Here is a 20,314-nt window from a genome sequence, read left to right on the forward strand (position 1 = left end):
AGTAGTCTTCTCTATATGGTCCTTACATCGCTCAGGACTCATTATTTTATTGCTCCCGTACTGGAGTATAAACCATTTGGTTTCACCCTCTTTGATAGTAAAAACACCACTAGGTCATAGATCTCAAAGGGAAACGGTGACTGTAAGAAAAGTTTTTGATCATTCCATCTAGCTTCTATTCCGCTATCAGCCAGCCTCAGGTCGGGCAGGACACGGGCATAATCGAATCGAGGTTTAAAATCCACTTGCATTTCGACGCTTCCGCTATGGCTCGTACCACGATCCCGGAAGCATCCGAGTAAGAGCCTTCTATGACCGGCATAAAATCAGTCAGTACAACAGTTCCTGACTCACATTGGAATGTAGTTTGAAGAATATTGGTATCCTCCAGGTAGGACTGCTTAGCCTGAACGCCATGCTTCGGGCCTATCCGAAAATATCCGCCCTTCTCGGCATCCAATATAGCCGCAAATACACTCGGTGATTCCAGATGAGGAAAACAGCACCAATCTATAGACCCATCATTTCCGACCAGGGCGCAGGTCTCCAGGTTGCCTATGACGCCATAATCCTCCAGTCGCTTGTAAACTCTATCCATCGCAAGATTCATGATCGCTGGCGAGAATAATGGAAAAGCGGTGGTAAATCAAGAGTGGCTTTTGAAAAATTATTTACTCCACAAAGTCGATAGCAATAATAGAGATTTGGGACTTTTTTAATAACCATTTTTTCTCCTCTTGCTTTCATTTTTCTCTCAAAGTGATAATTGCCAAGGCTAAGCGTCCTTTCTAGACTACAGGAAGTTATTTTGATATATTTTAAGGTCTTTTTCGAGCATCATGCTGTATATTCCCCGACCCGGAGTTTGTGAGAAAACGATATCTCATAAAATGGCAGAGTGTACCCGGCACCTCAAAATACAAACCCAGGAGGGCTCATGAATGAAGATAGCTATCTCCGATATGCCTGATGATTTTTACAAAGGCAAAAGGGTATTTGTGCGGGTTGATTTTAACGTCCCCATAGAAAAAGGTAGGTTGAGAGAAGATTACCGAATCAGAAGGTCGATTCGAACAATAGAGTATTTAGCCAATAGAGGAGCGGCGGTCATACTCGCCTCCCATCTGGGGAGACCGAAGGGGAAAGTAGTCCCCGATTTGTCTCTAAAACCGGTTGCGGAGAGGCTTTCCAAGGTGCTCAGGGTCAAGGGTGTGAAGTTTGTCAACGACTGTGTGGGCAAAAAGGTCAAAGAGAAGGTTGAGGAGCTTTTAGGAGGGGAAGTCTTGCTACTAGAAAACCTGCGGTTTCATAAAGAGGAGGAAACAAACGATAACGACTTTAGTAAAGAGCTCGCCTCGCTGGCCGACATATATGTTAACGATGCCTTCAGCACCTCGCACCGAAAGCACGCTTCCACTTACGGAATAGCTCCCTTTTTCAAAGAGAGATTGGCCGGGTTTTTAGTTCAAAACGAAATCGAGGTCTTGGGTAAGCTAAGGGATAATCCGGATAGACCCTTCACCGTAGTGGTAGGCGGGGCTAAGATCAAAGACAAAATAGGCGCCCTTAAAAATCTTATAAGCAAGGCAGACCGAGTGCTCATAGGCGGAGCGGTTGCATATACGTTCCTTTCTTCCAAAGGTATCTCTGTCGGGGAATCGTTGATAGAGGAGGATTTCCTGGACTGGGCTCAAGAAGTTTTGACAAAGAGCGAAGAAAAGATTTTCCTGCCGGAAGACCATGTGGTTGCGCCGAGCATGGAGAAAAGGGCCAAGGCAAAGTTGGTTCAAGGAGAGATCCCCCGTGGATTCATGGGGTTTGATATAGGCCAGAAAACCGCACTCAGGTACACACACGAGATAATGAAAGGACAAGGGACCGTATTTTGGAACGGCCCGATGGGGGCTTTCGAGATAGACGAATTTTCCCATGGGACTATTGACGTAGCCAGGGCGCTTTCTCTTGCCTATTGGAGAGGGGCGCGCACTGTAGTAGGAGGTGGAGATACAGCCGCAGCTCTGAGGAAAGCCGAGGTTCTGGAAACGGAAGTTGATTATGTCTCCACCGGCGGAGGCGCTTCTCTGGAATTTCTCGGAGGGAACGAACTGCCTGGAATTTCGATTCTTAATGACAGAAAGTAAATATTCTTAGTTTGAGAATTACAACATCGTAACAATTCATTCCCTTGAGAAAATTTCCCAAGGTGAAATTAACTCGCTAAGCTCATGACTGTTAATCCTGCAGAAGCAGGGATCAACTAACTTGTCATTCCCACGAAAGTGGGAATCCACCCATCCGTCATTCCCACGAAAGCGGGAATCCAGTTTCTAATTATAGATACCCGATTAAGCTTGTGACCCATAACTCATTTACTGAAGTGTCCAGTACATGCGCTTTGAAAATGTAAGGAACGCAGATCCTTCGTAAGGCTCAGGACAGATCTGCGTTCCCTACACGAATGTGCGTATTAGCAATGTCGTTACAGTTTGTTCAACATGAATACAACTCAAGATTGCATTACTGTAGAGACGACAATTGGTTGCCTGGGTACCCTTCGACTTCCTCACTACTCAGGATGAGCGGCATGTTAAAAGGGCTCAGTACGAACGGCAATAAGACCCACTAACAGTAGTCTCCCCGTCAAGGGGAAAGGGTAACACACCCCGTCACAACGTGACACCCCTCTCAAGAGGGGATTTATTACACTCAGGATGAACGGGGCTTTAAAGTTGAGCATGAGGTAGTGTAATATGTTTGTAAGGTAGCTGAAAGATGGAAAGTCGCTCCGACCATCTGCATATGCTTCATAGAAGCCTTTGCTATGAGGGGGGGGTGGGCGTCCCTCCAGCTACCTTAACTTCGGCAACAATATACATTGGATCGCTTTTGAGATTTTTTCATAAAAGCCTTCCTCCTTTCAAATCATCTCAATGTTCCCCTAAGACTAGCCTAACTTGTCATCCTGTTCAGAATCCGAAGGATCCATATTTCTTTAGATTCTTCACTGGAGCTTGTCCAGCGAAGCCCAAGGGGGCTCCAGAATGACAGGGTCAAAAATTACTTCTAGATACAACTCATGCCGACATTGCCTGAAATCTCAAATTCTGATTATTACACTTTTTTTTCTACTATCAGATTTACTTCTTTAACTTGTACGAATACACAATTTACGCTTTAATGCAGAGGGAACCTTCTAGTTTCCTCAATCCACAAAAACGTAAGGAACGCATATATGCGTTCCCTACAGCCATGATTGTATTAGCAATGTCATCACAGACTGGGTAGCGTCGGGGTTTTAAGACCTCCGCTAATCAACCAAGAATCTCCTTAACCAGCCTATCAATCTCTTTTAATTCATCACTCAACGTCTTCCTTACCATACCCCGCAATCTACCGATGCTTTTGATATTGCCTGCGCCTCCACTTGCCAGCCATCGCTCTACTTTCACCGTGCATTCCTTACCTAATTCCGCTAGACAACGATGAATGGGATTATCCGCTTTGAATTGTGGAATAGAAAGTTCAAGAACCTTTTTGTGTATATCACGTTCCCCGAATAAGCCACGACTTTGCATCGGCTTTATCATCTTGTCAATTGCAGGCGAATTAAAGACCGAGACTAAAAAGAAAACCTCCTCGTTATTACTCAACTCATAAAAGTAAGTCTTGTGGTCAACTATAAACCTCTTCATTGAAATGACCTGACCTGCGATTCCAAACTCAATTTGCTCGTTTTTCACCACAGCGGCAGTCAAATTTGTACCAGAGGTATTGTAAATGACCCGATACTTTGCTTGCGAATTTTGGTGAGTCAAACCATGAACACGATCAAGTCTTTCATAAATGCTCATTTGTTCGGCTTTAGCTCCACGACGCTTTGTCCATTCTGCTTCCGCTTTCTCAAGCCACTTCTCTAGCCCATAAAGTCCGTCTTTGTGTGCTTTTTGCTTATCAATCAACTCGTAGTGATTATCCTCAGGCCTAATTGGCAGCACTACCAGGCGATAGTCGAGGTGTCCAAACGGAAGCAGGTCTGTCGAAAGAAGCGTAGCATAGAGAAATTCGCTTTCTACATTTCCTTCCAGCCTGACATCATGATAGGGCCTCTTGGCCATCTCTATCGCCCTTGGGTCGGTTTCCAATGGCGGCCTGGACGTATCAAAACCAAGAGGAGAAGGCTTTATTTGAACAAACCAGAACGAACGAGGAACGATCGTAGCCCCCTGCTTAAAATGTCTGGCATAGAAGCTTCCTTCATAAGAGGCTTTTCCTTTCTCCGTCCCCCAATAAGAACGTTTGCCTCTAGTGTTCAAGAAAAATTCAGCCTTGTCTAAGGTTAGCTCCTCTTCCGCTTCCTTGAGTGAAGCGTTTTTTCGTTTCAGCTTACCTCTAATAATTTGACCTAGAATGGGATATCCAATTTGTAATTCCCTGTCGCACTTGTCGGCAAACAACACACAACAGGGCACGTTAAATAATGGAGTGATGTTTTCGCAATCCCATACCTCACGCCAGACGAGATTCTGCTTCACATCCTCGCTCAGTACAAAAGTTCTCTGGCGAAGTCCGCCGTGCTGGTCGGCGCTGAATAAACTTCTAGGCAGAACAAAGGCTATACTACCGCCGGACTTGAGATATAGGTCTGCCGCACGTACCAGAAAAAGGGTTGCAATCTCCATGTGGGTAATGAGTTCACCGCGTCCCTTTAGCAGATTATAACGTCCTGTAATGTGACCCTTTAGAAACTCCTGATACTGCGGCTCTCTAATGCTGTTAAAAACAATCCAGGGCGGATTGCCGACTATGAAGTCAAACTGTTTCTTGAAGAATAGAGGCTTGAATATGTTTTTCAAGATAAATGCCCAAATGGTATCCCGGTCACTATCAATGAATTTCTTCAGAGTTTCTGTGACGGCGAAGAGAGCTTCGAGGAGCGCTTGATTTTTAATCATGGGAAACTGCTGGGCAATCAGAAAGTTATAAAAAGATTGTTTGTCGATTGATTTTCCCTTGTTGTGCCTGGCAAAATCCTTACAGAGTTCAATTGCCCGGTCGTAGACATTGAGATCGTCTAGTAACACCTCCGGTAAAAGGACTTCACTTCCGTCTAGCTCCACAGCATAGCTGGCCAATCCCCAAAGAGTGGTCTGAGTCTTGAGTTCAGGCAGTCGGATTGTGTTTGTCAGATAAACCGGAATGGAAACTATACCCTTTCTGCTCTTGAGTAAATCTCCCAGGGCTAGAATGTAGTTTGTCTTTGCCACAATTACAGCAAGCGGATGCACATCAGCGCCGTACACCGAACTGAGGATATGCCGCAAGCTCTGAGAAGTGTTTCCTAGTCTCGATCTCTTCTCCCTAATGGCCAGATAAAGAAAAGTACCGGAGCCGCAGGCGGGGTCGAGCAAAGCGCCATCGGGTCTTTCATCCAATAACTTCTTAACCATGCGATGCGCAAGCCAATCCGGCGTGTAGAATTCGCCCAGGTCCTGGCGTGTCTCGGGATCAACAAGTTCCTGATAAAGAGACTTGAGCACGTCTTCCGATAGCTCGCGCAGGTTATAATTTTGCAAAAGGCTGAATAGCCAGCGCACTACTTCGACTCCCGTTTTAACCGCTTGGGCGCGAGACAGCCACGAGAAAAAATCCTCTTCTATAAAATTCTCGATCCCCTGTCTCTTGAACAGTTCTCCTTCCAGCATCTGGGCAATTTGAACGTCGTCAGGAAGGGTCGTATTCTCGCTTATTCTCATCCAGGACATGAGCTTTGCCAGCGTAGCCAGATAGGTGTGACGGACAAACAGCTCATCCCCGGCAACATCGCTTCCGTACACAATACGGAGATATTTCTCCCAGCTATCGTATATAACCTGAAAACCGCTCTGGTTTTTAACTTTCTCCCACAGATTAAGGAGCGCACCATTTGTAGTTTGAAAGGCGTGGCTTTTGGTGCCGAAATCACGCACTATTGTCTCGCTCGTCGGAGACATGATTATCTTGCGCAGGAAATAGCGGTCAAGCCAGTAAAAAACCTCTTCCGGTTTTAATCTTGTCCAGTCTGCCTCTTCAAGTACATGGAGCTTTATATCATCGGGTGATAAATCTTGTTTATCTGGATTGACCGGTTCCGGCGAATAAGTTACGAAGCGGACCCCGTCTGTAGCTATAGACAGGAAAGGCGTCCTGTTATCTGCCTTTTCCAGAGACCAAAGTATAGCGATATAACGGCGTAACTGTTCTTCTGCCTCAGGAAGCTTCTTGGGGATGATGGATTCGAACTCTATAATTACATTACCAAAGAGGTTATCCGCTTCCCCCTTCAGAATGCGGTCCTTTTGTTTTACTTTTAAAAACCTCTCTATACCGGTGCTGTAGTTTTCTATGAAGTTAGGCTCGATATCCAGAAGTTGCTGAAGAAGCGCCGTAAAGCGGTGTGAGCGGGCCGATTCTTTGTTTAAGGTCTCTACATCATGTAAATATCTGGTTATTGTTTCATCCCAATTCGTCTTACGTATCTCTGGAATGCGGGTAGCCTTTTCGATGAGTTTTGTTTTTTTTGCCATTAATTTAGACCCTGTTTCGTTCCATGATGCGTCTTGCCAATTCAAACGCTGCAGCTATTCGAATTATTTTTACATCGGAAAGACCCTTTATTTTGAGTAGTTCCTCAAGAGGCTGATTAGCCAGTCCTTCCAATGAGCCGAACCTTTGTATTATTTCACTGGCGATTTTCTCGGCAGGTTTTCCTTTTATTCCCACAGAGATTAGAATGGCCAGAAGCTCCTGGTCGGTGAGTTTCTCAGCTCCTTCTTCTCTCAGTTTTCCGCCAGGATGCTTCCATTTGGGTATCAATTGATTTGCTCCTATGGTGCATATTCAATGTGCGATTTCAATATACTCAACCTCTTTCATAATGTAAGGCTTTAGGTATGGACTAAGCGACTCTGCCGTTACCAGTTCTACTTTCTTTTGAAAAATTTCTTCGAGGAAAAAGCTAGATTAATAAAATTGTCAAAATTCTTTTTGCCTAGAGAAAATTCAACTAAGATATCTATATCACTATTTTCATCCTGGTCTCCTCTCTCATAGGAGCCAAAAAGACCCAACCTTTTTACGCCTAACTTGCTAACCTTATCTTTATTCTCTTCAATAAGCCTTAAAATTATTTCCTTGGTTTCAATTTTTGTATTCATTATTCAGCCCTTTTTTTAATATATTCTTATGTTAACTCATTCATAAAGCAATAAATTATACCATTCTATGAATTGTAATTATTACATATTTTCCATTGGCAAATCCGTCTCAGTTTGTTATAATCAAAGCCCAACATGCAAATCGACCTGCTAAAGCGGCTTTGCGAGGCTCCCGGGCTTCCCGGCGCTGAGGAAGCGGTCAAGGAAATCGTAATCTCCTCCCTCAGGGAATTCACCGATGAAATCACCATAGACGCCCTCGGCAATACCATAGCCCACATTCCCGGACGTGGACCAAGGCTTGTCCTGGATGCACACACCGATGAAGTGGGATTCATGGTTAAACACATTGACCAAAGAGGCTTCCTGCATGTATCACCGCTCGGGGGAATCGATACAAAGGTATTCTACGGACAAAGGCTGGTTATCTGGGGGAAGAAACCGCTCGTCGGAATGGTAGCCGCATTGCCGCCCCATATAAGCAAGACCAGCGGGGAGAAGGAAGCACCCGAGGTTGAAGACTGCACCGTCGACCTGGGGCTAACCGCAGACAAGGTTTTTGACCTGGTACAAATAGGCGATGTTGTCTCCTATTTTTCACCGTTTGTGGAAACCGAAGACGCGGTGATATCCAAAGCCATCGACGACCGGGTCGGACTCTTCGTCATCCTGGAAGCGCTCAAGCGAAGACCGAAAATAAGCTGCGACCTGTACGTTTCTGCAACCGTCCAGGAGGAGGTCGGCCTCAGGGGAGCAAACGTTATAGTTCCGGTATATGAACCAGATTTCGCCATAGCCATCGAGGGAACGGTCTCCAACGACCTTCCCGGCGTTCCCGACCACAAAACCTTGGCCAAAGTGGGCAAAGGCCCGGAGATAAGGCTTTCCGACAGATACCTGGTTGCCCATCGGGCCCTGAGCTTCTTTATGAGAGAGGTCGCTGAAAAACGAAACATCCCTCATCAGATTACGGTCAAAAAAGCGGGGAGCACAAACGCCACGGCTATGCAGGTAACCGGTAAGGGAACGCGTGTTGGAGTTATCTCCGTACCCGTCCGTTATCTCCACAGCCCGAGCTGCTTAGCCTATAAAAGCGACATCGAAGAGACTATCAAGCTAACCACGGCTATTTTAGAAGAAATCGAGCACTTTGCTCAAAATACTAATTAGCTTCTTGGTTAAATTTAGGGCTCTAGATACCGAATGAAATATTTTCTAACAAACGCTCTTTTGATGACCACCCTACTCTTCTATACCCCGGCTTCAGCAGTTACTGCCAGAATCGAGAAAAGCACTGTCTCACCAGGCAAGGAACAGAGAGAAACCAATCTCGAAGAAGCCAAGAGTGTTTACCTCGATTACTACAAGGATTTAAAGAACCTGGACCGGTCAATCGGCATCCTAGAAGAAATCCTGGAGAAAGACCCGGAGAACCTGGAGGCTTTGCTCTTACTATCAAGGGTCTGGCTGACCTACGGTTACGCCAAGGCTCCCGATGATGATGAAAAATCGACAGCATTCAAGAACGGATTCGAAGCGGCCAGGAGGGCTTTAGAAATAGCGCCGGACGACCCGGACGCCCATTTCTACCATGTGGCTAACCTAGGCTCATGGGCGGAGACTCGAGGCGTTATAAGGTCCCTTTTCTTATTACCAAAGATAAGGGGAGGAATAGAAAAAATACTGGAGCTAGACCCGAAGCATGTTTACGGTTTAGCTATGTACGGGCTATTCTATTACTCACTCCCCGGTTTTCTGGGCGGAGACCTCCACCTGTCTGAGATATACCTAAAAAGGGCTATAGGCATAGATCCCCACATGAGCACCCTCAAGATTCATCTGGCCAAGACACTGATAAAACAAAAAAAGTACGATGAAGCGAAAGACACGCTCAGAGCATTAATCGAGGAAAAGAATCCGACCTTCTACGCGGACTGGTACCTTAACCGGAAAGTGGCCGCAAGAATGATAGTGAACATAGAGAAACTAGAGAAGAAGTCGGATTTTAATCTTACGTCGTTGTCGTCTACTGAATGAATTCCTAGAGGCATAGTCATGGCAAGAATGCTTTTGTCATTCCCACAAGTTACCGGACTAAACCTGTCCCCTCACCTATGAAGAGGGGAACTCTCCGGTACGAGATTGAGTGGAAATCCGCCGATTTGTCATTCCCACGGAACTTGTCCTCGACCATGATCGGGGAGCGGGAATGCACTCACCTGTCATTCCCGCGCAAGTGGGAATCCAGTTTTTCAAGAATGGATCCCCGATTAAGCCTGTCCCCGAATGTTATCCGATTAATGCTTTCGGATACAAGTTTTTGCGGGGAACGTTCGGGGATGACATGCGGAGAGGAACCCGATTGATCCCCCGGTTTAACCAGGGCCTATGCCCAGAATGAACCGATTTATAACCTCTTATATTACTAACGGATGTCGATCCGCTCATTCCTTCCCCGATTTAATCGGGGATCTACTCAGGACAGGCTCTGAGTCCAATCGAAGGATGATCAGATACTAGAGAAGTTCACCCTTCGACGATGCTCAGAACAGGCTGGGCTCAGGGTTAACGGAGTTTTTATTTCTCCTTCCCAGCGGATGCATTCATCCACTCATACCGGCCTGCCTTGAGTTATCGAAGGCTCGATCGAAAGTTTGTTTCTATCGAACTTCGCTTTACCTGGGTATATTTATTGGCATTATGGACATTGAAATCTCTCTTCTAGAAGTTTTCGAGAAAACACTAAACAAGCACTATCCCAAACTTCAGACAAACCAGGTCACGGTCCTTCTTAGAGAAAATTTAAAGGGGAAAAAATTTGATAGACAGGACGAAATTTTGATTGAAATTATACTCAAAGACAAAGGCAATCCCCTCGAGGAATCGTTCTTGGAAAACCTCGGCGATTATATAAACGAAATAGAAGAAGATGTAAACCGGATTGACCTGCTTGCAAGCAAAGAAGGTCAGCATAAGGTTTCCGAGATCTATATTTCTTCCCTGGAGAGGCTAATAAACTACTATTACAACCTGCTCTTCAACAGCCAGTTCTTTACCGGTTGAATAGGCATAGCACCATCGGCTGTAAAAGCCAGCCAACCAGTTCACATCTTATCCCCTTTCTTCAATAGGGACAAAGTCGCGCTCTCCCGAACCCAGGTATACCTGTCTTGGACGAAATATTTTTCTTTCTTCATCCAGTAGCATTTCCTGCCACTGTGCCAGCCAGCCCGATGTACGCGCTATGGCAAAAAGAACGGTAAACATACTGGTTGGAAGCCCCATGCTCTGGTATATAAGACCGGAGTAAAAGTCCACGTTGGGGTATAGCTTCCGCTTGACGAAGTATTCATCCTCAAGAGCGATTCTCTCCAGTTCCAGAGCAACGTCCAGTAGAGGATTCTTACCGGTTACTTCAAAAACCTCGTGGGCAATCTGCTTGATTATCTTTGCCCTGGGGTCATAGGACTTATAAACGCGGTGTCCAAACCCCATGAGCCTGAACTCTCCGGCTTTCACTCTCTTGATGTATTCAGGAATTCGGTCTTTCGAGCCAATTTCATTGAGCATATGCAATACCTCTTCATTCGCCCCGCCATGTAAAGGCCCATAGAGCGCGGCGATAGCCGCTGCAGTGGCCGAATATGGGTCGGGTAAAGAGCTTCCTACAGTGCGCATAGCGCTCGTGCTGCAATTCTGCTCATGGTCGGCATGGAGTATGAACAGTATATCTATGGCCCTCTCTATGACCGGGTTGGGTTTATACTTGAGCTCGGTCATCTTGAACATCATGTTGAGGAAGTTTCCGGTGTAGCTAAGGTCATTATCCGGATATACGTAGGGTAACCCCATAGCGTGGCGGTAGGAAAAAGCGGCCAATGTAGGCATCTTCGAGATCAGACGATTTATCTGTATATTTCTTACCTTCTGGTCAAAAATATTCTTTGCTTCCGGGTAGAACGTAGAAAGAGCCCCAACCGTGCTAACCAGCATACCTACCGGGTGTGCATCATAACGAAATCCGTCCATGAATTTTTTAACGCTCTCGTGGATTATTGTATGGTAGGTCACATCGTGAACCCACTTGTCATACTGAGATTTATTGGGAAGCTCTCCGTTGAGAAGAAGGTAAGCTACCTCTAAGTAGTTGCTCTTCTCAGCCAGTTGCTCTATAGGGTAGCCGCGGTATCGAAGAATGCCTTTATCCCCGTCTATGTAGGTTATCCGGCTCTTGCAGGATGCGGTGTTCTCCAGTGCCGGGTCATAACTCATCATCCCGAAATCACCCTCAGACACCTTGATTTGACGAAGGTCCATAGCCCTGATTGTGTCGTTGGTTATAGGAATCTCGTATGTTCTACCCGTCCGGTTATCGGTAATCGTTAACGTATCCTTGGCCACTACTTTGTCCTCCTTATATGACGTTTGTTTAGTATTGTATAAATCTAGTGGTTAGCGCTTCGATAAAACTTCTGGATTTTGGCCAGTAAGGCCGTCCAACATCGAGTAATAGTGTAACTCAACCACCTAGACAATACCTAAATTACATAATTTTTCAAATTCACTGGCAAGTTAACGGATGGAGGCTTTGTTTTCTTAACTATGGAATTGCCTATACAAATTTATCACCCGACCGGGAAAGGAGGCCCGTCTAAATCTTGATCGGAACCGGGGTAAAACAGCCTATGAATAGAAGCAACGCAAAAACACCCAGCATCTTTCTCTTCCCGTCTAACGGTACTTCATCGTACATAGTAGGCGGGTGTCTCGTGCCCATTATAGATAAAATGGCCGCCCACATGATCCATCCCGGCCATCCGTCAAATACGAATACCTCCCGGATATAGCTAAAACCAGACCCTTCAAAAAAGGAATTGAGGAACTGGATCAAAGGCCTGGTACCAATTCCCAGGATCGCTAGAATCAAGACCATAGAAATTGAGCTTAGCCTGTACCACTTCCTGGAAAGAAGAGAATACATTATATGGCCGCCATCGAGCTGTCCGGCCGGGATCAGGTTAAGAGCGGTCACAAAGAGCCCGATCCACCCGGCAAATGCTACCGGATGGAGGAGGATATCGTAGCCCTCTCCTATGTTTCCCAGTAAGACCTCCGATAGGAAGGTAAAAATTAAAGGGGAACCGAGACTTATTCCGTCTTTAATTTCATTATTACCCGCTTCAATAACCCGGGATAGCCTGAGCCCGACTATTATTACCGGTATCGCGGCAATTATACCGGCCACCGGGCCGGCCAGCCCTATGTCAAAGAGTGCCTTTTTAGTGGAGATCGAGGACCTGATTTTAATGAAAGCGCCAAAGGTTCCTATGGGTGAGATAAGGGGTGGAGCGGGTATAAAATACGGCGGTGAAATATCAACCCCGTATCTCTTCCCGAATATGAAGTGCCCCATTTCGTGGGCACCCAGTATGAAAAGAAGAGCGGCAGAGAACGAAATGCCCCCGGCAACGCTTCCACCCTGAAAGAACCCAGCCAAGAAGGTAGTAACCAGCGTTACCAGGAAAAGAACTATATGGATTTTGCTTATTCCCATCTACCGGATTTATGATTTAAGACTCGAAAGAGTAACCAGGATATTTTGAAAGAATACCCAAACGATTGTTAAATGGGAAGAAAAGAAAGACTGTCGAATTTATAATTATTTTTGCAAATTCCCCTCATGCTACGGTGCTCCCATTGAATATTTGAGGGAGTCAATTTTATCTGTACATTCTCCCAGCATGTCATCTCCTCGCCCAGTCAAACCGGTGGATTGATCGAGCGTCCATCCCTTTTGTCATTCCCGAATGTTCCCCGCCAAAGCTTGTATCCGAAAGTATTAATCGGATAGCATGCGGGGACAAGCTTAACCGGGAATCCCCTCAGCATGTCATCCCCGAATGTATTAATCGGGGATCCATAATTAAAAACTAGATTCCCGCTTACGCGGGAATGACAGGTCGGTGTACACGTATTTTTTCCCGCATATGCACGGACAAGTTCCATGACATCTCAACACAAATCATTCGATATTAATAAGGTTAGAGTCGATTGATTCCAATACCTCGACCATGTACCGGCGTATCTCGGCCTCTTTTCTCTCGTTTAAAATCTTAGATTGTATCCGGCTGAGAATACCATCATCCACCCTGTTGCATAGATAGCGGATAATGGGGGCATGCGATGGAGAGACGCTGAGCTGACGGTAACCTATGGCCATCAAAGCCAAAGCACCGGACGGCATTCCGGCAAGCTCGCCGCAGATCGAGACTTCCTTTCGGAAAGAACTTGTTTTATGAAAAATATCGTTAAGCATCCGCAATACCGCTGGATGAAAACCGGAATATAGATGCCCGACCACGTTAGAATTCCTGTCGACGGCCAAAAGATACTGAATCAGGTCGTTCGTGCCTACCGAGATAAAATCAATCAACTCCCTGTAGTCATCCATCTGGTAGAGAATAGCCGGAACCTCCATCATTACCCCGAGAGGGGGCAGCTTTTCGGATGGTATCCCCTGCTCCTCACCCAGCTCCTCTAACACCTCCCGTGCGGTCTCTACTTCCCAGACATTGGACACCATGGGGAGGAGTATTTTGAAGCGGTATCCCTTTTTCACACCGAGTAGAATCGCTCTTATCTGGTCCCGAAATAGGTTAAGATACTCCATGGAAAATCTAATTGCCCTTAAACCCAAAAGGGGATTCTCCTCCTTGGGAAAGGAAAAATAGGGAAGCAGTTTGTCCGCGCCGATATCCAGGGTGCGTATGGTGACATAGCCGTCAAAATGCCTGGCTACCTCTTCATAGATTTCTACCTGTTCCTGAACTCCGGGCCATCTATCGAAGCGAGTAAAGGCGAATTCCGTTCGAAAAAGCCCGACATCGCTCAGGCGGTAGCGCTTGGCCATCTCCAGGTCAACCGGGAAGCCGATGTTGGCAGTGAGAGTTAGGTCGAGATGGTTTCCCTTGGCCTCCGTTCCCTCTCTTTCGATCTCCTCTCTCAGGCGAGCCAGTTTTCTGTACATGTTTTCATACTCGGAGATAAGACCGTCGTCCGGGTTAGAAATTATGAATCCGGTTTTGCCGTCAACCATGATTTTCTCGCCCGGTTTTACCAGATTGCAGATATTTTCTATCCCTACCACTGCCGGAATTCCCAGAGACTTGGCCAGAATAACGGTATGAGAGGTTTCACCGCCCTTTTCGGTTATTATTGCCGCCACCTTATTTTTGTGGAGCATGGAAAGAAACGACGGCCCGACATCATAGGCAACCAGTATCGAACCCTCCCTTGGCTGAGGAGTAGCCCTTGATTCGCCCCGTGATTGCAAGAGATAGTGCAGTATCTTTTCCCCGATATCGCGAAAATCCTGCGCCCGTTCCCGGAGATAACGGTCGGAAAGGTTTTCAAACTGCCCGGCAATAGATTCAATACCCTCGATGACGGCAGCTTCCGCGGCCAGTTTGTCCTCCCTTATCTTTGTCAACATGGTGTTCTGGAACGTGGAATCCTTGAGAATCAAAAGGTGGGCATGAAATATATTTATCTCACTCTCGGATAAGGTACCCTCCATCTCCAGGGTCAGAATTATGTTTTCGAGGTCCTTCTCCACGCTCACTATGGCATTGGAGAGCCTTTCCGCTTCTTCATCCGGGCTAGAGGCTATAAGCTCATTTGCCTGAAGTTGCTCGAAAAGCCCGCGGAAAAGAAATACGTTTCCTACTGCGAACCCTCCGGATACACCCTTTCCCTGGTAGGTCTTGCTCTCCTGTTTAATAACAGAAGGGGTATGCAGTCTCTCTAACCGGTCCGCCACTTCCAGTAGCCCAGCCAGGCGGGAGGCTATAATCTGGAAGAGCGTTTCCTCCGCAGGGTTAATCAAACGCTTCTCTCTGGTCTGGCCGACCAGCACGCCCAGGCACAGGTTTTGAAGCAGAATTGGAACGCCGATATAACTTTCGTACTCCTCTTCTCCTATCTCCGGAAAGTACCGGTAACGAGGATGATGGGACGCCGGCATGACCACGAGCGGCCGCCTGGTTTCGTAAACTAGCCCGGTCAAACCTTCTTCCGGTTTCAGGCTTATGGGATTGTCCGGGTCGACGTGTAGTCCTCGGGTGGAGCGAAGAACCAGCTCATTTTTCTGTTTGTCCCAGAGATATACGGATACCACGTCGAAATTAAGAGAATCGCCTATCTTGTTCACTATTTTCTTCAGGATGGTAGTCAACCCGGAGGACTGGTTGACCAGGTCGCTGATCTCATGGACTATCTTGAGATGAAAATCTGCCCTATCGACCGAGGATGGATTCATGTAACGGTTTTAACCAAAAATGTTTTTGAATACCCCAAGAAGTATGATACCACAGCTTGATTTGTAAATAGCCATCTCTCGTATAGATAAAACAAGTTTATTTATAACGGCTTAAAAATTATTTATTCATGCCCCAACAACTCAGGTAATATTAATGAGATGTCTGAGAATAGTGAAAACGGCTTCAGCCTAAAAGATTCTTTTGGCCGCACCATCAACAACCTCAGAATATCGGTCACAGACCGGTGTAACTTCCGCTGTCAATACTGCATGCCGGAAAACGGGATGGCATGGATTAAAAAGGGCGAGCTAGTCACTTTTGAAGAAATCGAGCGGCTGGTAAATATCTTTTCAGGCCTGGGCATCAAAAAGATTCGTCTTACCGGTGGCGAGCCTCTCATGCGAAGAGACCTTCATCTACTGGTGAGAATGATCTCAAATATCTCCGGTATCGAAGACCTTGCGCTCACCACGAACGGCTATTTCTTGACGGACCAGGCAGAAAAACTGGCCGAAGCCGGACTCAAGCGGATTAACGTAAGCCTCGACTCGCTCGATGCTGTTAAGTTCGGCGTCATAACCCGGCGGGACTATTATCACCAGGTGTGGGAGGGAATAGAAGCCGTAGATGCACTGGGCATAAAGCCGGTCAAAATAAACGTTGTTCTCATGCGCGGGGTGAACGACGATGAAATACCAAGATTTGCTTACCTTGCCCGAGAGAGGTCGTTTGTTATTCGCTTCATTGAATTCATGCCCCTCGGCGCAGACGATGGCTGGACTCCAGACAAGGTGGTATCCACGCAGGAGATAATCGAAACCATCGAGGAGAAGACGGGAAAGAAGCTGATTCCGGTCGAGTACAGGGGAAGCCAGCCGGCAGACCGCTTTATGTTCGAAGACGGAATTGGCGAAATCGGATTTATAAGCTCGGTAAGCGAGCCATTCTGTAACCACTGCAATCGAGTACGGTTGACATCCGACGGAAAGCTTCGTACATGCCTTTTTTCCTTGAAAGAGACCGACTTAAAAAAGCTGATGCGGGAAGGCGCCGGTGATGAGGCTATTAAAGAGATTATTCTAAAATCCGTTTGGAATAAGGAACCCGGGCATCTCATAAACCGCCCCGGATTCATCCGGCCTAATCGGACCATGTCACAGATCGGGGGGTAGGTAAAACTTGTACAGAATAAGAGATTGCTTTACCGCAAAAGAAAGAATAGAATTTTTGGGGTGTTCGCCCTTTGACTCCGTCCTTCGTCGGGCTCAGGACGAACGGGTCTTTTATTACCGATTAACAGCGGATGCTTGCATCCGCTCATCCAGAGCCCCGTCGAAGGATGCCAATGTACTTACTCGTAACCCTATCCAGCTATTCGAAGGGATAAATTCCACGAACGAAACTAATGCCATCAGGACATACACGGCATAGTTAAACGGATATGATTTAGACAGCATTTGCATAACAAGCACATAAAAAGGCAACCTGATTTGAAATTATCCTTTTTATCTGTCTAAAAGTCTTATTTACAGAGATAGATTGTTTGATTTCTGATTATCTTGGACAGCAGTGGGGCTAGATAAATCTTCAACGCTCCAGTCAGTTAGAAGTCATAAATTTCTCTCAAAATGTAACAATTGTAACCAAATCATCCGCGTGTCTGAATCCATTCATAATGATGCGTATCTATAAAATAAAGAGGTTAAGGTATGTTGTACATCTTTTTACACATTTGGCATAGACTTTGCCAACACAATAACGATTTATCTAAATTCTTAAGGAGTTGATCAATCAAAGCAAAATTTTAAATACGAGGAGAACCCTATATGCAAGCAGAAGCGCCAAAGGCGAGAGTATTAGAGAAGGTCAGTCTTACCGAACATCTTATGGTCATAAAGATAAAACCGGAGGTCCCCTTTACATTTAAACCGGGTCAATACTGCACCATAGGCGTGAGCGGTGTAGAAAGGCCTTATTCCATAGTTTCTTCTCCACACGAGGAATCGGTCGAGCTCTTTGTAGAATTGATTCCGAATGGAGGGCTCACGCCTCAATTATGGCAGGTCAACATAGGGGACACGGTTAGCATCCGGCCAAGGGCAAAGGGTGTCTTCACATTCGACGATAAATACCGGAATCAGTTGATGGTAGCAACGGTGACCGGGATCGCTCCATTTGTGAGCATGATAAGAAACTACCTCCACCTAGGACAACAATCCCATAAGTTCTATGTCCTTCACGGCGCCAGCTACCATGATGAGCTAGCCTATAGAGAGGAGCTGGAGAAATTGGCCAGAGAATATGAAAACATCTTCTACATTCCTACGATTAGCCGGTCTGAAGAGCATAGAAATAAATATTGGGGCGGTGAAAGGGGAAGGGTGAATGTAGTGGTCGAAAAATATATCGATGAATTCTCCCTGAGCCCGGAAAACACCATAGTATATGCCTGCGGTCATCCGGAAATGATTGAAGACGTTAAAGAAAGACTGGAAATGAAAGGATACAAGGTCAAAGAGGAGAAATACTGGAGAGATTGAATTAACCCATTCTCTGACCAGTCGAACCAAAGAACAGGCCAATTTGTTTATCCCTCTTGTAATTAGATCAATATTATTAGAGACGCATTGCAATGCGTCTCCAAAGAATTCCATTGGTTATGTGAATAATGTAGAGACGGGATTAATCCCGTCTCACAAATAACATTCTCTACAATTCATAAGGCGCACGTCTATGCTAAATTTTAGCACTGCGCTTAGATATAATATAGCGAAAGAGAAAATGATCGCCGTGGAAGAAGCCAGAAGACTGATCCTCGAAAACACCGGTTTATTAGAACCCGTCGAGATTTCATTAACCGAGGCTAAAGGATACGTACTGGCTCAAGATATTATCAGCACGGTGAACCTTCCCAACTTCACTAACTCGGCTATGGACGGCTATGCCGTAAAAAGTGAGAACACAAAAGGGACAAATGAAACCAATCCCATCCGTTTACAAGTAATAGGCATAGTACGAGCTGGAGACTTCCCGAACTTCATCGTCGGCGAGGGCGAGGCAGCCAAGATTATGACCGGCGCTCCCATACCCCAGGGAGCGGATTCCGTCGTAATGGTGGAATACACCGAGGAAAAAGACGGATACGTAAAAATAAAAAGTCCGGTCGGTCCCGGTGAAAATATAAGGTACGAGGGAGAGGAGATAAAAAAGGGTGAGATTGGGCTCGAAAAAGGGGTTCAGCTCAATTCCGCATCTATTGGGTTTATAGCTGAACTGGGCGTGAACAAGATATTGGTTCATCGAAAGCCGAGAATAGCCTTGGTTGTAACCGGGGAGGAGGTGGTCGGCCCGGATGAAGAATTGAGACCGGGGAAGATTAGAGATACAAACTCATTAACCCTTAAATCCGCTCTTTCTCAGGAACTCGTCGAATTCAAGTTTATGGGACGGGCAAGAGACGAGGTCTCCGATATTAAAAGGAAAATAGAAAACGGACTTGAGTGGTGCGATGTTCTTCTTGTGACCGGTGGGGTTTCGGTAGGCGATTACGATTACGTAAAAGAGGTTTTAGAAGAGCTTTCAGTTGAAGGCCTATTTTGGAGAGTCGCCCAAAGACCGGGAGGACCGCTATTCTTCGGGAAAAAAGACAGCACGCTGATTTTTGGCCTCCCTGGGAATCCAGCCTCTTCCCTTGTTTGCTTCTATGAGTATGTAAGGCCAGCGCTTCGTAAGATGATCGGTAAAAAAGATTTATTTCTTTTAGAGGTTGAAGCCGTGCTCTTGGAAGAAATAAGAAAAAGACCGGATAAGACACACTTCTTAAGAGGATACTTGGAAAAAAGAGATGACACTTTTTATGTAAAATCCACCGGAAGCCAGGGCTCTCACATGCTTAAATCATTCGCTCTCTCCAATTGTCTTATCGTGGTTCCTAAGGAGGTAGACCATCTTCCACCGCAAAGCAGGGTAAAGGTGCATCTTCTCCCGGAAGCTATTCTATAGACTCATTTTCATTAGCCTTCCTTAAAGAATTGGGGTCAGTTCTTGACTTTACATCAAATTGATATTTACTTTTCCTATGGCAAGACCTCTGAGACTAGAATTCCCCGGTGCTCTATACCACATAACCTCCCGCGGCAATGCAAGACAAGATATATTCCTCGATGATCAGGACAGAACTCTATTCCTGAGCATGTTTGCAAGAGAAGCGGAGCAGCAAAAATGGAGATGTTATGCATACTGCCTTATGAGCAATCACTATCACCTTATGCTAGAGACTCCAGAGAGCAATCTCGTCACAGGAATGAGACGTTTAAATGGGGTCTATACCCAGAAGTTCAACCGAAGGCATGGAAGAGTGGGACATCTGTTTCAAGGTAGGTATAAAAGCATAGTTGTGGACAGGGAGAATTACCTCCTTGAGCTTTGCCGATATGTGGTTTTAAATCCCGTTCGAGCGGGGATGGTAAGCAAGCCAGGGGATTGGAAGTGGAGCAGCTATCTTGCAACCGCAGGGGAAGTAAAGAAACCGGATTGGCTAGAGGCCGATTGGATTCTAGGCCAGTTTGACAGGGTTAGGGAAAAGGCTAAAGAGGCATACAAACGTTTTGTTTTAGATGGTGTTGGCGGACAAAGTCCTTGGACTAAACTTCAAGGTCAAATATGGTTGGGAAACAGGGCATTTTTGGAGCGGATGGAGAGATTGGTGGAGAAGAGGGATTTAGAAGAGGTTCCATCGGCACAGACTTTTCCCTCACGACCAACAAAACCCGATGTGCTTGAATCCGTTTCGAGAGAATATGG

General features: G+C 46.0%; 15 protein-coding genes and 1 pseudogene. 9 read left to right on the top strand and 7 right to left on the bottom strand.

Features of this window, described 5'->3' with window-relative positions:
• Nucleotides 1-196 precede the first annotated feature (196 nt).
• On the bottom strand, nt 197-598 hold the full coding sequence (locus VNN20_03860) for a trehalase-like domain-containing protein (GenBank protein ID HWP91320.1): 402 nt from the start codon (nt 596-598) through the stop codon (nt 197-199).
• 343 nt (nt 599-941) lie between these two features.
• On the opposite strand from VNN20_03860, the gene VNN20_03865 reads away from it, so the two are divergent.
• Nucleotides 942-2,141, top strand: coding sequence for a phosphoglycerate kinase (locus VNN20_03865; GenBank protein ID HWP91321.1), 1,200 nt, complete (start codon nt 942-944; stop codon nt 2,139-2,141).
• Nucleotides 2,142-3,311: 1,170 nt separating this feature from the next.
• Here VNN20_03865 and VNN20_03870 read toward each other — a convergent pair.
• From VNN20_03870 to VNN20_03880, 3 genes and pseudogenes are all read right to left on the bottom strand, one after another.
• A complete protein-coding gene (locus tag VNN20_03870) occupies nt 3,312-6,563 on the bottom strand; it encodes an N-6 DNA methylase (protein ID HWP91322.1) in 3,252 nt (1,083 codons plus the stop codon).
• A gap of 4 nt (nt 6,564-6,567) precedes the next feature.
• A complete protein-coding gene (locus tag VNN20_03875; protein ID HWP91323.1) occupies nt 6,568-6,852 on the bottom strand; it encodes a UPF0758 domain-containing protein in 285 nt (94 codons plus the stop codon).
• Between the two features lie 24 nt (nt 6,853-6,876).
• A pseudogene (locus tag VNN20_03880) lies at nt 6,877-7,193 on the bottom strand (nucleotidyltransferase family protein).
• A 135-nt stretch (nt 7,194-7,328) separates the two neighbouring features.
• On the opposite strand from VNN20_03880, the gene VNN20_03885 reads away from it, so the two are divergent.
• From VNN20_03885 to VNN20_03895, 3 genes are all read left to right on the top strand, one after another.
• Nucleotides 7,329-8,363 carry a M42 family peptidase gene (locus VNN20_03885; GenBank protein HWP91324.1) on the top strand — a complete coding sequence of 345 codons (1,035 nt, stop codon included), beginning with the start codon at nt 7,329-7,331 and terminating at the stop codon, nt 8,361-8,363.
• A gap of 33 nt (nt 8,364-8,396) precedes the next feature.
• Complete coding sequence (locus tag VNN20_03890) at nt 8,397-9,230, top strand: tetratricopeptide repeat protein (protein ID HWP91325.1); 834 nt, start codon at nt 8,397-8,399, stop codon at nt 9,228-9,230.
• A gap of 663 nt (nt 9,231-9,893) precedes the next feature.
• On the top strand, nt 9,894-10,256 hold the full coding sequence (locus VNN20_03895; protein ID HWP91326.1) for a hypothetical protein: 363 nt from the start codon (nt 9,894-9,896) through the stop codon (nt 10,254-10,256).
• Between the two features lie 48 nt (nt 10,257-10,304).
• Here the strand turns inward: VNN20_03895 and VNN20_03900 are convergent, their stop codons facing one another.
• From VNN20_03900 to ptsP, 3 genes are all read right to left on the bottom strand, one after another.
• Nucleotides 10,305-11,594 (bottom strand): citrate synthase, encoded by a 1,290-nt coding sequence (locus VNN20_03900; GenBank protein HWP91327.1) that lies wholly within the window; start codon nt 11,592-11,594, stop codon nt 10,305-10,307.
• 250 nt (nt 11,595-11,844) lie between these two features.
• Nucleotides 11,845-12,747, bottom strand: coding sequence for a site-2 protease family protein (locus tag VNN20_03905; protein HWP91328.1), 903 nt, complete (start codon nt 12,745-12,747; stop codon nt 11,845-11,847).
• Between the two features lie 468 nt (nt 12,748-13,215).
• Nucleotides 13,216-15,510 carry a phosphoenolpyruvate--protein phosphotransferase gene (gene ptsP / locus VNN20_03910; protein HWP91329.1) on the bottom strand — a complete coding sequence of 765 codons (2,295 nt, stop codon included), beginning with the start codon at nt 15,508-15,510 and terminating at the stop codon, nt 13,216-13,218.
• Between the two features lie 159 nt (nt 15,511-15,669).
• On the opposite strand from ptsP, the gene moaA reads away from it, so the two are divergent.
• The 5 genes from moaA to VNN20_03935 all read left to right on the top strand — a co-directional run.
• Nucleotides 15,670-16,683: a GTP 3',8-cyclase MoaA gene (gene moaA, locus VNN20_03915; protein HWP91330.1), complete on the top strand. Its 1,014-nt coding sequence runs from the start codon at nt 15,670-15,672 to the stop codon at nt 16,681-16,683.
• Between the two features lie 7 nt (nt 16,684-16,690).
• Nucleotides 16,691-16,942 (top strand): hypothetical protein, encoded by a 252-nt coding sequence (locus VNN20_03920; protein ID HWP91331.1) that lies wholly within the window; start codon nt 16,691-16,693, stop codon nt 16,940-16,942.
• A 395-nt stretch (nt 16,943-17,337) separates the two neighbouring features.
• The gene (locus VNN20_03925; protein ID HWP91332.1) at nt 17,338-18,051 is read left to right on the top strand and encodes an FAD-binding oxidoreductase; all 714 of its coding nucleotides are present in this window, start codon (nt 17,338-17,340) and stop codon (nt 18,049-18,051) included.
• A 193-nt stretch (nt 18,052-18,244) separates the two neighbouring features.
• On the top strand, nt 18,245-19,513 hold the full coding sequence (gene glp / locus VNN20_03930; protein HWP91333.1) for a gephyrin-like molybdotransferase Glp: 1,269 nt from the start codon (nt 18,245-18,247) through the stop codon (nt 19,511-19,513).
• Between the two features lie 76 nt (nt 19,514-19,589).
• Nucleotides 19,590-20,314 (top strand): transposase (locus VNN20_03935; GenBank protein HWP91334.1); only part of this gene is annotated, 725 nt, incomplete at its 3' end.

Source organism: Thermodesulfobacteriota bacterium (assembly GCA_035559815.1).
In the GTDB taxonomy this organism is placed as follows: Bacteria; Desulfobacterota_D; UBA1144; order Nemesobacterales; family CSP1-2; genus DATMAT01.

Bases quoted from the DNA above. Each gene is read 5' to 3' on its own strand.
- VNN20_03905 (HWP91328.1), bottom strand. From the start codon at position 12,747: ATGGGAATAAGCAAAATCCATATAGTTCTTTTCCTGGTAACGCTGGTT.
- VNN20_03865 (HWP91321.1), top strand. From the start codon at position 942: ATGAAGATAGCTATCTCCGATATGCCTGATGATTTTTACAAAGGCAAA.
- glp (HWP91333.1), top strand. From the start codon at position 18,245: ATGCTAAATTTTAGCACTGCGCTTAGATATAATATAGCGAAAGAGAAA.
- VNN20_03885 (HWP91324.1), top strand. From the start codon at position 7,329: ATGCAAATCGACCTGCTAAAGCGGCTTTGCGAGGCTCCCGGGCTTCCC.
- VNN20_03890 (HWP91325.1), top strand. From the start codon at position 8,397: ATGAAATATTTTCTAACAAACGCTCTTTTGATGACCACCCTACTCTTC.
- VNN20_03925 (HWP91332.1), top strand. From the start codon at position 17,338: ATGCAAGCAGAAGCGCCAAAGGCGAGAGTATTAGAGAAGGTCAGTCTT.
- VNN20_03860 (HWP91320.1), bottom strand. From the start codon at position 598: ATGGATAGAGTTTACAAGCGACTGGAGGATTATGGCGTCATAGGCAAC.
- ptsP (HWP91329.1), bottom strand. From the start codon at position 15,510: ATGAATCCATCCTCGGTCGATAGGGCAGATTTTCATCTCAAGATAGTC.
- VNN20_03870 (HWP91322.1), bottom strand. From the start codon at position 6,563: ATGGCAAAAAAAACAAAACTCATCGAAAAGGCTACCCGCATTCCAGAG.
- VNN20_03895 (HWP91326.1), top strand. From the start codon at position 9,894: ATGGACATTGAAATCTCTCTTCTAGAAGTTTTCGAGAAAACACTAAAC.
- moaA (HWP91330.1), top strand. From the start codon at position 15,670: ATGTCTGAGAATAGTGAAAACGGCTTCAGCCTAAAAGATTCTTTTGGC.